13 protein-coding genes and 1 pseudogene are annotated in these 15,745 nt (G+C 45.1%); 1 reads left to right on the top strand and 13 read right to left on the bottom strand.

Translation table 11 applies throughout. The features are described 5' to 3' along the window. Positions 1–32 precede the first annotated feature (32 nt). Together cueR and ACX1N5_RS05410 are read right to left on the bottom strand one after the other, a co-directional pair. Positions 33–431 (bottom strand): Cu(I)-responsive transcriptional regulator, encoded by a 399-nt coding sequence (gene cueR / locus ACX1N5_RS05415; RefSeq protein WP_131380487.1) that lies wholly within the window; start codon positions 429–431, stop codon positions 33–35. After that, positions 428–2,905, bottom strand: a complete 2,478-nt coding sequence (locus ACX1N5_RS05410) for a heavy metal translocating P-type ATPase (RefSeq protein ID WP_458800698.1) — start codon at positions 2,903–2,905, stop codon at positions 428–430. The genes cueR and ACX1N5_RS05410 overlap by 4 nt, the downstream gene beginning before the upstream one ends. A gap of 193 nt (positions 2,906–3,098) precedes the next feature. On the opposite strand from ACX1N5_RS05410, the gene ACX1N5_RS05405 reads away from it, so the two are divergent. Continuing rightward, positions 3,099–3,296, top strand: a complete 198-nt coding sequence (locus tag ACX1N5_RS05405; protein ID WP_034426131.1) for a heavy-metal-associated domain-containing protein — start codon at positions 3,099–3,101, stop codon at positions 3,294–3,296. A gap of 356 nt (positions 3,297–3,652) precedes the next feature. Here ACX1N5_RS05405 and ACX1N5_RS05400 read toward each other — a convergent pair whose 3' ends face one another. From ACX1N5_RS05400 to ACX1N5_RS05350, 11 genes and pseudogenes are all read right to left on the bottom strand, one after another. Continuing rightward, on the bottom strand, positions 3,653–6,088 hold the full coding sequence (locus tag ACX1N5_RS05400) for a glucose/quinate/shikimate family membrane-bound PQQ-dependent dehydrogenase (protein WP_458800696.1): 2,436 nt from the start codon (positions 6,086–6,088) through the stop codon (positions 3,653–3,655). Positions 6,089–6,451: 363 nt separating this feature from the next. Next, positions 6,452–7,768, bottom strand: a complete 1,317-nt coding sequence (locus ACX1N5_RS05395; protein ID WP_458800694.1) for a carbohydrate porin — start codon at positions 7,766–7,768, stop codon at positions 6,452–6,454. A 65-nt stretch (positions 7,769–7,833) separates the two neighbouring features. After that, complete coding sequence (locus ACX1N5_RS05390) at positions 7,834–9,294, bottom strand: right-handed parallel beta-helix repeat-containing protein (RefSeq protein ID WP_458800692.1); 1,461 nt, start codon at positions 9,292–9,294, stop codon at positions 7,834–7,836. A 28-nt stretch (positions 9,295–9,322) separates the two neighbouring features. After that, positions 9,323–10,126: a type I 3-dehydroquinate dehydratase gene (aroD, locus tag ACX1N5_RS05385; RefSeq protein ID WP_228259262.1), complete on the bottom strand. Its 804-nt coding sequence runs from the start codon at positions 10,124–10,126 to the stop codon at positions 9,323–9,325. Between the two features lie 99 nt (positions 10,127–10,225). Then, positions 10,226–10,855: a protocatechuate 3,4-dioxygenase subunit alpha gene (gene pcaG / locus ACX1N5_RS05380; protein WP_131388329.1), complete on the bottom strand. Its 630-nt coding sequence runs from the start codon at positions 10,853–10,855 to the stop codon at positions 10,226–10,228. Between the two features lie 17 nt (positions 10,856–10,872). Then, positions 10,873–11,598: a protocatechuate 3,4-dioxygenase subunit beta gene (gene pcaH, locus ACX1N5_RS05375; protein WP_004750839.1), complete on the bottom strand. Its 726-nt coding sequence runs from the start codon at positions 11,596–11,598 to the stop codon at positions 10,873–10,875. 37 nt (positions 11,599–11,635) lie between these two features. After that, positions 11,636–12,034 carry a 4-carboxymuconolactone decarboxylase gene (gene pcaC / locus ACX1N5_RS05370; protein ID WP_004750837.1) on the bottom strand — a complete coding sequence of 133 codons (399 nt, stop codon included), beginning with the start codon at positions 12,032–12,034 and terminating at the stop codon, positions 11,636–11,638. A gap of 13 nt (positions 12,035–12,047) precedes the next feature. Next, on the bottom strand, positions 12,048–13,403 hold the full coding sequence (locus ACX1N5_RS05365; RefSeq protein WP_131380500.1) for an MFS transporter: 1,356 nt from the start codon (positions 13,401–13,403) through the stop codon (positions 12,048–12,050). 42 nt (positions 13,404–13,445) lie between these two features. Then, the gene (pcaD, locus tag ACX1N5_RS05360) at positions 13,446–14,231 is read right to left on the bottom strand and encodes a 3-oxoadipate enol-lactonase (RefSeq protein ID WP_458801015.1); all 786 of its coding nucleotides are present in this window, start codon (positions 14,229–14,231) and stop codon (positions 13,446–13,448) included. Beyond that, positions 14,231–15,592 carry a 3-carboxy-cis,cis-muconate cycloisomerase gene (locus tag ACX1N5_RS05355; RefSeq protein ID WP_458800689.1) on the bottom strand — a complete coding sequence of 454 codons (1,362 nt, stop codon included), beginning with the start codon at positions 15,590–15,592 and terminating at the stop codon, positions 14,231–14,233. The genes pcaD and ACX1N5_RS05355 overlap by 1 nt, the downstream gene beginning before the upstream one ends. Positions 15,593–15,594: 2 nt before the next feature. Further along, positions 15,595–15,745, bottom strand: a pseudogene (locus ACX1N5_RS05350) (acetyl-CoA C-acyltransferase); the annotation flags it as partial.

Below are 15,745 nucleotides of genomic sequence, written 5' to 3'. Positions count from 1 at the left end.
ACCATTTTGGCGCTGATTTTTTAGCCAACCATTCAATCCGTTTGCCCATGTTCAATCTGCTCAAGAATCGGACAATCTGCGGTTTCATTCCCCGCGCAGCAATCTGCCGTGTGCTGCAAAATTTCCACCATGTTTTGCAATGCTGCTATACGCTGCTGTAACTGCTGAATATGTGCCAGTGCCAACTGTTTGACTTCAGCACTCTGCCGCGACTGGTTACGCCATAAACTGAGTAATTCCTTGATTTGCTCCACTGAAAAATCCAGTGTTCTGGCATGGCGAATAAAACGCAAGGCTTGAAGATCTTGCGCGGTATAAACTCGATAACCTGCACTCGTTCGCTGAATATTGGGCAGCAATCCAACTTCTTCGTAGTAGCGAATCATCTTACTCGACAGCCCTGTCTGTTTGGCAACTTGCCCGATATTCATGCAAAAACTCCCCGAAAGCGTTTCAAGCGCAAGGCATTACCCAGTACAAACACTGAAGACATGCCCATGGCAAATGCTGCAAACATTGGCGACAGTAAAATGCCATAGGCTGGATACAACACCCCTGCTGCCACAGGAATCAGCGCTGCGTTATAGACAAATGCCCAAAACAGGTTTTGGCGAATATTGCGAATGGTGGCTTGGCTTAAAGCAATGGCGTTGCTCACTCCTTGCAGATTACCAGACATCAACACCACATCGGCAGATTCAATCGCGACATCCGTTCCTGTTCCCACGGCAATACCGATATCGGCTGCTGCCAACGCAGGGGCATCATTAATACCATCGCCCACAAATGCCAATTTGCCATATTTCTGCTGCAAAGCCTGTACGGCGTTGACCTTACCTTCTGGCAATACTTCAGCGATCACTTCATCTATACCCAACTGCTTGGCAATCGCCTGCGCCGTAACATGATGATCACCTGTGATCATGGCGACTTTTAAACCCAATTGGTGCAAATTTTGAATCGCACTGTAACTACTTGGCTTAATCGAGTCAGATACCACTAACATCGCCACTAACTCTCGATCAATTGCGGCATAAATCGGGGTTTTGCCTTGTTCCGCCAACTGTTGTACCTGCTCGGAAAAGACCTCGACATTTAAACCCAACTGTTGCATTAAGCGTGTTGCACCCAAATGAATCTGCTGCTGATTGACCGTTGCTTCAACACCATACCCCGTCAAGGCTTGGAATTGCTCAACAGGAAGCAAGGCTAAACCTTGCTGCTTCGCATGTTGCACAATCGCCACTGCAATTGGGTGTTCTGATTTGGCTTCAACCGAAGCGACTACCTGTAAGATGTGTTGAGTTTGATCTGGATCAAACGCTACAAAATCGGTCAGTGTCGGTTTGCCTTCGGTCACTGTGCCTGTTTTATCGACAGCGATAATCTGGGTTTCCTGCAATTGCTGCAAGGCTTGCCCTTGTTTAAACAATATTCCCAGTTCTGCACCACGTCCTGTACTGACCATGATCGAGGTTGGTGTTGCCAGTCCCATTGCACATGGGCAAGCAATAATCAGCACAGCTACAGCATTGACCAAACTCAAGCTTAGCGCAGGTTCAGGGCCGAAGAAAAACCACACCACAAAAGTCAGGAGCGCTAAACCCATCACCACAGGCACAAACCACATGGTCACTCGATCCACCAAAGCCTGAATCGGTAACTTGGAACCCTGTGCCTGCTCCACCAAACGAATAATTTGTGACAAAACCGTATTCGCACCCACGGCTGTAGCTTGAATGGTCAGCGAACCTTGTTGGTTAATCGTGCCTGCCACCACGGTCATGCCCAGATTTTTCGCCACGGGAATCGGCTCACCCGTGATCATGGATTCATCGACAAAACTTTGCCCTTCGATCACTGTCGCATCGACAGGAATTTTCTCCCCTGGTTGAATGAGTAATTGCATGCCAAGTTGCACTTGGGCAATTTCCACCTCTTGCACTTGTCCATTGACAATAATGCGTGCAGTTTCTGGCTGTAAGCCGAGTAAGTGCTGAATCGCCTGTGAAGTTCGCCCTTTGGCTTTGGCTTCCAAATAACGACCAAGCAGAATCAGGGTCACAATCACTGCAGCCGATTCAAAATACACATTTACATTATTCTCAGGTAGCCACGTTGGGATAAAGGTAGCAACGCAGGAAAATCCATAGGCTGCCAGCGTTCCCACCGCAACCAGTGAGTTCATATCGGGGGCAAAACGCAGTAAGGCAGGAATGCCTTTTTGATAAAAACGTCGCCCTGGAAATAACAGTACCAACGTCGTCAAAACAAACTGGAGTAGCCAACTGTTTTGCATGCCAATGTGCTGCATCACCCAATGATGAAAGGCAGGAATCAAATGCCCACCCATTTCCAGAATAAACACAGGCAGGCTTAAACAAGCTGAAATCAATAAGTCACGCTTTAACTGACTGGCTTCCTGTTCACGGCGTTCGCTCAATTCATTGCCAGGTTGTGCTACATGCTGTGGCTGTAACTGTGCCTCATAACCTGCTTTTTGTACCGCTGCAATTAATGCATTCGCATCGGCTAAATGTGCATGAACCACGGCTTTTTCGGTAGCAAGGTTGACCGTTGCATCACTCACGCCTTCAACTTTTTTTAAGGCTTTTTCTACGCGCCCAACACATGAGGCACAAGTCATGCCCTGAATATTCAGTTCAAATAGCTGCTCAGGCTGCGTACGAACCTCATAGCCTGCCCGCTCGACCGCATGCACTAAATCTTCACGCGGCACAGCCTTATCACTATGGATCACGGCTTTTTCGGTGGCAAGATTGACTGCAACCTCTGCGACACCGTCCACTTTTTTTAATGCCTTCTCCACCCGCCCGACACACGAGGCACACGTCATGCCCTCAATATCAAGTGATTGATGATAAGGATGTTGTGACTGACTCATGCTGCCTCCTTGTACCGCAACCAAGCAGTGCGTCTACAGTTCTGTTGATGATCATTTATACTGTTCAGCTTAAACCTTGACATAAGGGCAAGGTCAAGATACAGATTTAAAATATTCTGATTTAAAGCCACTTGACCTTACCATGAGGGTAAGCTTTACAATGCAATTCTCTTCTTTAAATCAGGCAGCAATCATGAAATTTGAAATTGCCAATATGACTTGTGGCGGCTGTGCACGTAGCGTTACAGCAACCATTAAAGATCTTGATCCCAATGCACAGGTGAATATTGATGTTGCAAGCAAACTGGTTGAAGTCCAAACCAGCGCCAGTGTTGAACAACTGACCGAAGCTTTAACAGAAGATGGTTTCCCACCTGTTCTGAAAGCATAAGCCTTGATTTTGGGTATGGGATACCTCATACCCAAAGTGTTGAATATGAATAAAACTTTCCATTACAAATAAAAATGCTTTTTCTGGCGCCTTTTTATTTCATCTAAATCATCTTTTTTGATACTTGTGCGATTTTGATATCTACCTATTCTAGCCTGCTCCGAACACATCTTTTCTTCTTATACTCACGTGCTTAATCCTGTGTGTTACCTTTTCTGTTGAAATGAGGATTTATACATTTGGCTGTATGAGTTCGCTTTTATATACATAAAAAAAACAGGCTGATCATCTAGACCAGCCCATTTTTGTTCAGTATCTGTTGTCTAGCAACATGCAGCTCGACAACAGCACATCACTTATTTTTTCTCAGGCAACGCATAAGCCACCACGTAGTCACCATGGTCTGGTGATTGACGCGCACCGCCAGCAGAAATCACAATGTATTGTTTTCCTGTTTTTGGTGAAATATAGCTGATTGGTGTACCTTGGCTACCCACAGGTAAGCGGGCTTTCCACAGCTCTTTCCCTGTTGATGAATCAAAGGCACGTAGGTAGTAGTCTTGTGTTGCAGCAAAGAACACCAAGCCACCTTGAGTTGCCATTGAACCACCAATGGTTGGCATACCAATCGGTGCTTTCAAGCCCATTTTGAAGCCTAGAGGTCCAGTGTCTTGAACTGTACCCAATGGTACTTGCCATGCAATTTGACGAGTTTTCATGTCAATCGCAGTCATAGTACCAAATGGCGGTTTTTGACATGGAATACCCAAAGCCGACATGAAGCGGTTTTTGTTGACTTTGTACGGCGTACCTTTCATTGGTACAGCACCCATACCTGTGTTGACTTTCTCACCACCGCTCGCCTGAATTTTGATGTCTTCAGGTGTTTGTTTAATCAACTGAATCCATAAACCCAAACGCATGTCGTTCACGAACATATAACGATGTGTTGGGTCAAATGAGATACTGCCCCAGTTCATACCACCCAAAGAACCAGGGAAGCTGAGTGAAACATCAGTCCCTGGTGCAGTGAACAGACCATCGTAACGCATAGATTTAAAGTTGATACGACACATCAACTGGTCAAATGGTGTTGCACCCCACATGTCAGACTCTTTTAAAGTCTGATTGCCAATTTGTGGCATTTCCACTGAGCGTGGTTGAGTTTTTGAATACTGCTCGTCTGGAATGTCTGCAACTTTTACAGGCTGTTCAATGACTTTGGTCAGTGGTTTACCTGTCACACGGTCAAGAACAAAGAACTGACCAGATTTAGTACCAATCACGACAGCAGGTTTAGTTGTACCATCTTTCATTGGGAAATCGACCAAGCTTGGTTGCATTGGTAAGTCAAAGTCCCAAAGGTCATTATGTACAGTTTGGTAAATCCATTTTTCTTTCCCTGTTGTCGCATCAAGCGCCAACACAGAAGTATTATATTTGTGATCTAGTGCATTACGGTTACCACCCCAAACATCTACCGATGAACTGCCCATTGGCAAGTACACAGTATTCATTTTCGGGTCATAAGACATTGGCGCCCAAGAGTTTGCTGAACTACGTTTATAAGTTTCGCCTGGTTTTAACACATAGTTTGGATTCGGGTTACGTGGATCAAATGCCCAGCGTAATTTACCTGTGATCACATCATAACCACGGATTACGCCCCCTGGCATGTCTGCAGCAACGTTATCGGCAATACGACTACCTACAACCAGTGTTGTACCTGCCAGTGTCGGAGCAGAAGTGACCTCAAAGCGAGGAGCTTTCGTACCATCTCCCATGCCTTCAAGCAGATTTACCGTACCATGATCACCAAAATCTTCACAGCGTTGACCATTGTCAGCATTGATCGCAATTAAACGCCCATCTGGTGTATTGGTATATAAACGACGTGGACAAGCTGTATTGTTTGCAACTGCAGTTACAGGTGTTGCACCTGCAAATTTTGGTTGTTCAATGGTTTGCGTTGAATCAAAATAAGCAACGCCACGACAGCGCTCCCAAGCATCAGCATGTGAATTGACTTCCGCTTTCCACAATTGCTTACCTGTATCGGCATCAACCGCAATCACGTTGTTATGTGGGGTACACAAGAACACTTTATTGCCGACTTGTAATGGTGTTTCCTGATCTTCAGCACCGTTTCCTGTACCTGTAGTTTTATCCCCTGTCTGATAAGTCCAAGCCACTTTCAGGTCTTTGACGTTATCACGGTTAATTTGGTCTAATGCAGCAAAACGGCTACCACCTGCATCATTACCATAGTGATCCCAGTTTTTTTGCTGTTTTGTTGCATCTACAGGGACTAAAGGCAATGCCTGACCCGATGCTGCAACGGTCGGGTGTGGCTGGAACATTTGATAAAATGCCACCAACATTCCCACAAGTACCACTAAACCGGAACCATATGCTGGTGTAGCACAGCGCGCTTTTCGCTCATAACAGCGTAAGCTTGGCAGCGTTAACATGATGGCTACAAATAATCCAGATGGGAACATGAGGTTAGAGAACAAGCCCCAGAAATCCCAGCCTTTGTCGAACAGTGACCAAATCAGCGTTAAAATAAATACAGCAGCATAAATAAAGCCACTGAGTGCTTTTCTTCTCAACATGAGAATAGCTGCAAGGGTCATGAAAACCCCTGCCAGCAAGAAGTACCAAGAACCACCGAGACTGATGAGCTTACCCCCACCAATCACATAGAATAAACCTGTAGCCAGTAATGCCAATCCTAAGATCGCACACCATATCTTAAATATGGGGTGTGGCTGAGTATGTGAATCAGACATACAACTATCTCCAGTTTTGATGTCAAATCAGTTTTTCATCTGATACAGAACAACACCTTGTGATGCTGCAACGGATTTGCACAATGCGCCAAAACAAAAAACCCAAAAATCGCTTTCACACCCTTTGGCATAAAAACGGCTTCACTCCTTTGCTATAGTCACGATGATTCCTTTCATCTTTATGTTAATGCGGCAATCTAAAAAGCAGATGGCTCATCAACCCATAAAGCAGCGCAGTTTAAAAACGGTGGTTTTGAATCTGTACACAATTCAAAACCGAAAAAATAGTGCTTAATCGTCGAAACCATATTGGAACCTTGCTGAGTACTTACATCAAAATTCCCAGCAAGCTCCCAGTTCACATTAGAAATTTACACGCATACTTAAACCTGCAACCCAAGCATCATCAACTTCCTTCACCCCTGCTGGCTGATGAATATATTGCAAGTTTGGACGAATCATGACGGCAGGTGACAATTGATAGGTATAATTTAGTTCCACATTCAACTCACTACGTTGTATCGGAACATAATTGCTTGCTAACGGATCATAAGAGAAGTAGCCACGACTGATGTCGGTTGCAATTTCCTTATCACGAGCACGGTCATTAACGCCATAGCGAGCAAAACCAAGTGCAATGGTGTCGGCTGGGCGGCTATCAAACATGCCCTTGTACCAAAATGCCAATTGTTCAGTGTTATCAACAAATGTAGTAGCTTTATCATTGAATACAGCATTAAAACCGACATACAAACCACGTTTTGAGTCACTACCGTGCTGGGTCAACTGTTGCTGTGAATTGAACCAGAAACTGTGTTTGCCATCATGGACTTTACCTGCGGTTTTAATGTCTTTGGCTTCAGCGGTTGAATACAATGCACCGATTTTATATTCGCCAGGCAAGCCATTAAGTTTTGGTTTCCACGCCAACTCAACAGGAATCGTTGCCCCCTGAACATTGTTCATGCCAAGGTTAAAACCATCACTGGCTGACTGGGTTTTAATGTCATCTGGATTGACTTCATAAACCCCGACACCAATTGTCCACTCAGGTGCGAACTGGTATTTGACATTGGCTGCCCAGACGCTAACTGGCCAGTTGTACCAGATTGAACCAATCGACTTACCCAGCTGACCACCGCAAAGTAGCAAGTTCTGGAACTCACATTGTGAGCTGTTAAAGTCATCTGACATGCCCATACGACCCGCTTTGACTTGAACCTTGTTGTCATCAAAGCCTTTTTTCACCCATGCTTGAGTCAAACGCCAGATTTTTCCACGCCCATAAATCTCTTGTGAATTACCTAACGTGGTAGAACGAAGGTCTTTAATCCGCTCATTGGTCAGCGCATTACCATCACGTTTGGTAATCATGATGCCCGCTGTTGTATCATTCCAACCTGCGATTTTATTTAAATCAAAATTTGCCCCAAGGGTAAGCTGTGATGCAACCGTAGTCGTATTGTTATCGTTGTAGCCACCATCAATATTGGTCGCAGCCTGACTCATGATCGATGCTGTAAATTTATAGCCTTGGTCTTCGAGTTGCTGACGCTTACCATTCCAGTCCCCAAATAGCCATTGACGATCTTGTGACCATGGCTCATTTGCCATAACACCTTGGCTACATAAAATCGCGAGTGAAACTGCACTCATTTTCATTAAATTAACTTTTTTCATATTTGCTTATCCTTAGCCTAATCGGGTTAGGCACTCTAACCTGATGTCAAAGTGCCTATATTTCATCATTTTAGTTTTACGGGTTGGCTGAGTTCTGAACTTGCGCCGAGGTGATCTGTGATATTTGCTGTGTAATTGGCAAATTTCTCGGTTGGTTTCCAAGTCAAAGTGGCTTGACCTTGTGCATTGGTTGCAACTGTTGCTGCACCGACAAATTGTTCTGCTTCTTTAGACTGTGCGTTGCGGTTACCAAAGAACTCCACGCGGTAACGCTGGTTCGCCTGACCTTTGAAACTCACCACAAGCTGCCCCTGATGTGCAGTCAGTTTAGGTGCCTGAATCCATTGGTTCGGCTGAGCATTACAACCTTGCTGAGTTGGCTCAGTACAGGTTTTTTGCAATTTGCTCGGATCAATGACCACACCGCCACCACGTGAACCGACAAAACCTTCATGTTCCAGTGCTGGCACACCAAATACGATCGCACCTAACCGCTGATTTGGCACACAAGTCCCGCCCGCTTCACAGCGTTTGATGTCCTTGCCATTGTCCCAAATCTGGTTTTTAGTGAAGGTAATATGTGCATTGGCATCTTTTTCTGAACGCACGGCAATCCCAATACGGTTACCATGGACTTTGTTACTGTCAAAGATGTTGCCATCACCTGTCAGGTTGAATCCTGTTGAATTGGCAGTCAATTCGTTATAGGCAATGTAGTTGCGCTTGCCCCAGTTAATTTGTAAACCATCAGAGTAATTTTCAAATTTGTTACCGACAACCGCGTTGTCATTGCCCCACAAGATTTCAATACCTTGTGATGGCTCTGGGTTGGCTTTGGTGTTGGTAAATAGGTTATTGGCAATTAAGTTAAACGCCGCACCACGGGTCAACTCTAAACCATCGCCATTATCCTGAAGGATATTGTCCAAGAACTTGTTATTGTTGGTCGTGGTTGAGGTTGGATTACCCTTGCCGTCATCTCCTGTAAACATGACCCCAGCACCACCGTAGTTATTGCTAATACGGTTATGCTGAATCAGGTTATTGCTCGAACGGTTGACCAAAATACCGATACAGAAGCGATGAATATCCAGACCTTTCAGCACAACATGATGTGTGTCACGCAATACTAGACCTGGCAAAGTCATCGTGCGTACGTTGGTACCATATTGTCCAGGCACAGCACCTGGGCAGGCTTTTGCCCCTTCGCCCTGAATATAGTTAGAACCATCAATGGCAATAAACTCACCTGTTTTGTCCCATTGTGTTCCAATGATTTTTACAGGGCCTTTAATTTCAGGAAGTGGCGAATTTACCTTAATGCTATAAGGTGCTTTACCTACAGCCTGAATCAAGATTTGATTGTCATCCGATGGATTGGCATTCGACTGCTCAATCGCCCAGCGCAATGATCCCTGATTCTGGTCATCTTGATAACGATCAACCACGTAGGTTGAAGCAGCCGCCCAACCTGAAGCCAATAGTCCTAAACTTAGTGCGGTCACTCGCAAAGAAATTGCTTTCATTCCAGATATTCCTTTAATTCACTTTTTATTATGGTGTGGGTTGTACAGTTTGTAAGAACTGGCGCAGTTGGGTCACATCAATTTGACCTGGTGCTGAAGCCTGACCAATCATGCCGAAACTTAAACTGCCACCTGAACTTGCAGTTGCGATTCGGGAAATGGTGCCCAAGCGTCCCATTGACATGGTTAACAATGGTTTTTTGCTTTGTTGGCTCACTTTCAATGTTGCATTCATCAAGGTAAATACATCTGCTTTAGACTGTGGCATGACTGCAATTTTTAAAATATCTGCACCCATTTGGTCTTGTTTGAGCAAACGATCAACAATTTCCTGTTCGCTTGGTGTTTTGGCAAAATCATGATTCGACATCACCACCAACACATGTTTTTCATGCGCCAAATCCGTTACCTTACGTACCACTTTTGCATCGCGGAACATTTCAATATCAAGCAATTGCATAAACGGTTTTTTCAAATACGCACTATAGATTTTGCCGTATTCTTCATCGCTGACTTTCAGTTTACCGCCTTCATTGGCAGTACGGATTGTTGCAAGGAGTGGTTTGTCTTTTAAAATCTGATTAAGCTGCTGTCCTAAAGCAATCACCTGTTTGGTATCCGTTGCGAAGTTCAACAAATCAATACGGAATTCAGCAATATCTGCATTGGGATTGCTCGCAATCACTTTTGCCTGAGCAATTGCCTCATCAGCAGTTTGTGCTGTAATCGGCACGATGGTCTTTACTGGCATCACACCAATATCAACATTTTTCACGACATAATGATCTGCCATCAGTGGTTGTGCCAACGCAACGGATGCTGTCCCCAACATGCTGCATGCTAGTGCCATCTGAAGTACTTTATGTTTAAGGTTTATCATTACCATTCCTTGTGTAATGTCGCTGTATGAAAAATCCATACAGCGCGCAGCTTAGATATCAAAAAATACGGTTTCATTTTCGCCTTGGATACGAATATCAAAGCGATAAACGACCTGACCATCACGCTCTACACGTTTAGCCAGCAAAGTATTGCGACGTGGCGCCCACTCAATACCATTTAAGATCGGATCTTTGGCATTTGCTTCAGCTTCATCTTCAAAATACACGCGGGTATGTAAACCAATGTTTATTCCACGTGCAAAAATAACCAGTGCAATATGCGGTGCTTGCTGTGTACCTTTGCGCCCTGGAACTGCACCCGGTTTAATGGTGTCAAAGTGCCATACGCCAGTCTGGAAATCAGCGCCTGCACGTCCCCAACCTTGGAAATGCGGATCAGCAGTTTTGCCCTGAATGTCGGCTTGACTTGGGTAAACGCCATTGGCATCGGCTTGCCAGATTTCAACCAATACATCACGTAGTGGCAAACCTAAACCGTCAAAGACTTGACCTTCAAGGCGAATACGTTCGCCATGAGTGTGTTCTTGCAAAAGATTGTTGTTGAAGTTGTTGTCAAATACTTCAATGTTGGCTTGTTTCGGCAACAGGCCAATGTGTACGTAAGGACCACCTGTTTGAGATGGGGTTTCTGCTAATTCTTGAAAATTCCAGCCATTCATTTTTTCTACTCCATCCATTAAGTTAAATCGTTTTCGAAGTACGTTGCGCGACGACCACGCAAGGTGATGTCGAAACGGTAGCAACGGCTATCTGCTTCAATGAAATTGCTCTTATCTTCCAAAGCAATCAGGGCACGACGTTGTTCTTCTAAAGGAATAGTTTTAATAATTGGACAAGAATCAATTAATGTATCGCCTTCAAAATAAAGCTGTGAAATCAAGCGCTGTGCCCAACCATCTGCAATTAAAGAGAAGTGAATATGCGCAGGACGCCATTCATTGATACGGTTACGCCACGGATATGGACCTGGCTTGATGGTACGGAAAACAAAGTAGCCGTTTTCATCGGTCAACATACGACCACAACCACCGAAGTTAGGATCAATCGCACCAATAAACTGGTCATTTGGATGGCGATAACGACCTGAAGCGTTGGCTTGCCAAACTTCAAGTAGTGCATTTTTTACAGGACGACCAAACTGATCACGTACATAACCATGCACAATCACTCGTTCACCAATTGGCAAACCATCTTTTGCATAATTTAAGATTAAGTCGTTATCTTTAGGGCCAAACTGATTTGGACTAAAATGTGGTGCTGTCACCTCAGTGAGTGTTTCCGCAATTGAAATCAATGCATTGCTTGGCGAACGTAACACACTGGTTTTATAGCCTGGTGTATGTGCTGGCGGATGATGATCTGTATTACGCTGTGCGTAGGCACCCCAAATAATCTGAGACATCATATTTCTCCTTTAAATTTTAAAAAAATTGCATCCATTACGCTTGCTGGCCAGGTGAAATTCCTAGCTCTTTAAATACTTCTTCTGCCATATGCATCGCGGCATTTGCTGCTGGCAAACCTGCATACAATGAACAATGAAGAAATAATTCTTTGAGGTCGTCTTGAGTGACACCATTGTTAAAGCACGCACGAATATGCATACGTAACTCTGCTTCACGACCCAGTGCCAACAACACCGCTATAGTCACCAGACTACGGGTATGGCGTGGCATGCCAGGGCGAGACCACACTTCACCCCAAGCAAAACGGCTAATAAAATTCTGAAAGTCGCTATTGAACTCATTCAGGTTTTCAATCGAACGGTTGACGTGCTTTTCGCCTAAAACTTCCGTGCGAACTTGAATACCTTGTTTGTAGCGTTCATCATCATTCATAAGAAAACCCTCATTAGGTTGCATCAGTATGTGCAACCAGTGATTTGACAAAAATAGAGACTGCGGCAGCGGTCGCTGGAATCAGCAACATGCTCAGAATTGCGGTAAATGACCAGTGTTGACCGAGAAGTACTGCACCAATCCACGCTCCAAACACCGCACCAAAACGCCCGATCCCTGACATCCACGCCACACCTGTTGCACGGCATTGGGTTGGGTAAAAACGTGCACTGAGTGCTGGCATAGAAGACTGTGCACCATTGATTGCAACACCTGCACAAAGCACTAGGACGGCAAGCAAAATCGGACTACTCAAGCTTTGACCCACGGTGAAGGCAAAAACACCTGCTGCCAAATAAAAGCCTGCAATAATGCGGTTCGGGTTAAAGCGATCCATAGCCCAGCCAATAAATAGCGCACTAAGAACACCACCGAACTGGAACAGACCGCCGATAAAGGCTGCACGTTCCATGCTCGCGCCAGTTTCACGCATCAAGGTTGGTAACCAGCTCGTGAGCAGGTAAATCATGACCAAACCCATGAAATAGGTGAACCAAAGCAATAACGTGCCTTTGATGTACGTTGGCGAAAAGAGCATCGAAAACACATTTTGCTTTTGCTGTACTGCACTTTTTTCTTCAGGAACATGAAACTCAGTCACATTCTGAACTTGAGTCGGTGCAATACGGCTCAAGATCTTGCGAACTTTTTCGTTATTGCCACCACGAACAATCAAGAAGCGATAAGACTCTGGCAAGAAACCAACCACGAAGAAAGTCAGAATCATTGGGCTCCAGCCACCAAACAGGAATAAACTGTGCCAGCCGAAGTTTGGAATCATCCAGCTACTTAAGAATCCGCCAATCGCCATACCGAGGTTGTAACCACAGAACATACAAGTCACGAGCAAAGAGCGAATACGTGTCGGGCAATATTCAGAAAACAGCGTGGTGGCATTTGGCATGGCTGCCCCCAACCCGATTCCTGTCAAGAAACGCAAAATAACCAAAGTATCGAGGTTATTGGCATAAGCACAGCCAATGGTAAAACCACCAAAAATCAGCATGGAAAATGACAGCACCACCTTACGACCAAAACGGTCAGCCGTTGGACCCGAGACCAATGCACCGATGATCATGCCGCCAAGAGCAGCACTCATCACAGGGCCCAACTGAGAACGGTCAAGCCCCCAGTCCTGAGCCAGTGCAGGCGCAATAAAGCCCATAGCTGCGGTATCAATACCGTCTAAAAAAACAATGAAAAAACAAATGGCTGCAATCATCCACTGATAAGCACTTAATGGTGAATCATTAATCAGTGCCTGTGCATCCATGCTCATATTTGGGCGAGCAGTGTCCTGAAACGCCATATTTGCCTCCTTAGGCGAAAATCCTTTTAAAACAGTGGGCTTTTATGCAGTCACTTCAATAAAGCGCTGAAGAGCCTGAGTAAATCCTTCAGGTTGCTCAATATTTGACAAATGCGATGCTGGCAAAATATTGAGTTGGCTATGGGCAATGCGCTGCTGCATAAATTCAGCATCAGCGACTGTGGTGATCGGGTCAAACTTACCTGCGATCAACAAGGTTGGAATCTGAATATTGGCAATCTGTTCACGCAAATCTTCATGTGCCAAAGCTCGGCAGGCATTGGCATAACCTTGTGCTGGTGTATTGGCTAAACTTTGAATGGTTTGCTGTGCCAATGTATTTTCCTGATAATCAAATTCACTGCTAAACCAACGACTATGCGTCGATGCAACCAAATCTGCCAAACCATTTTGCTCAACCGCTTCAGCACGTGTTAGCCACGCTTCTGCTGTTCCAATTTTGGCTGCGGAGTTGGCAACTGTAATGCTGTTAAAACGATCAGCATGGTGAATACCTAAATACAGTGCAGTCAATCCGCCCATTGAAATACCGCAAAAATGTGCTTTTTCAATGTCCAACGCATCTAAAATATCAATTACATCTTCTGCAAGGTTTTGCACAGTTGTCTCTGCGATTACATCGCTTTGACCATGTCCACGAGTATCATAAGTAATCACTTTGAACTGTTTTTTCAGTTCAGCAACCTGTGGCTGCCACATGGCATGATCGGTTCCCAAAGAGTTGGAAAAAACAATGGCAGGCGCATTCTCAAGACCTTCCACATAAACCGATAAATGTTTGCCTTGACGATTGGTAATCGTGATCATCACTTTGCCACTCCTGTCTGTGCTTCCTGCAAAACTGCGTCAATTTGTGCCTGAATATTGCCTAAATAAGATTCAGGTTTAAAAATCGTGGAAATTTCTGCTGTAGAAAAATTATTTTTGACGTCATCAAGCTCAGCGATGACTTCTTTTAAGTGCTTTTGCTCAGAGACTGCTGTTTTACATGCAGCTTCGACCACATGATGCGCATTGAGGCGTCCCATTTTCGGTGCCAATGCCATCATGACTGCTTCAGCCATAATCAAACCTTGAGTACAGTCCAGATTGCGTTGCATGTTGCTCGGGTTAACTTCCATCCCTTGTAAAACTTCCAAGGTACGTGACAATGCACCTGCGCAAAGCTGAAAAATCTCAGGCAACGCCAACCATTCGGCATGCCATGCGCCAAGACTACGCTCGTGTTCCTGTACCATGCTTTGATAAATGCTCGACATTAATGCGGGTACACGGTTTGCAGCTGCAAGTACCGATGCTGCTGCAACAGGGTTACGCTTGTGCGGCATGGTCGATGAACCACCGCGACCTTTTGCTGTTGGCTCAAACACTTCAGCAATTTCTGTCTGCATCATCAGAGACCAGTCACGTGCCATTTTGCCTGTGTTACCAACAATCATGCCGAGTACACTGGCGATCTCAACGATACGGTCGCGCTCACCATGCCATGTGCAACTTGGTGTCGCTAATTGGAGCTGTTGGGCAAATGCTTCGACAACTGCGGATCCCTGATCAAGCAGTGATGCCAATGAACCCACTGCACCGCCGAGCTGAACAGCCAGTACGCGGGCTTTCATTGCCTGAATCCGATCCAAATCACGTTTAAATGCACTTGCCCAACGAGCAAACTTGTGACCCAGCGTAATTGGTAAAGCTTGTTGTAGCCATGTCCGCCCAATCATCACCTGATCACGATAAACTTGTGCCTGCGTCAATGCCGTTTGGTAGTTTTTCTGCACGCTCTGTTCAACATGCTGCAACGCATCACGGCACTGTAAAATACAGGCAGTATCTAAAATATCTTGACTGGTTGCACCCCAGTGCACAAAACGTGAAGCAGCTTCGTCTTGCTGTTTCACAATTGCAGTCAACTGTTTTACAAAAGGAATTGCGATATTGCCTGCAAGCCCTGTTGCGGTTGCCAACACCTCAAAATCGATCTGTTCCAATGCTGTTTTTTGTGCAATTGCTTCAATCGAATCTGCCGCAGATTGAGGAACTACCCCAACCTGAGCCTGAGCTTTTGCCAGTGCCACTTCAGCTTGAATCATGTAAGAAATCAAAGACCGATCACTGAAAATTTCAGTCACATCATCCTGATAAAATAAGCTGGCATATAACTGGCTCATACTTAAACTCGCTCAATAATCAAAGCAATACCCTGACCGACACCGATACACATTGAACATAACGCGTACTTGCCGCCAGTCTGTTCAAGCTGGTTCAGTGCTGTAGTCACCAGACGCGCGCCTGAAGCACCGAGTGGATGACCCAGTGCAATC

The sequence above is a fragment of the Acinetobacter sp. ANC 4636 genome, from assembly GCF_054454555.1.
Note: the sequence above shows the minus strand (reverse complement) of the source record. Positions and strands in the feature narration are given on the sequence as shown.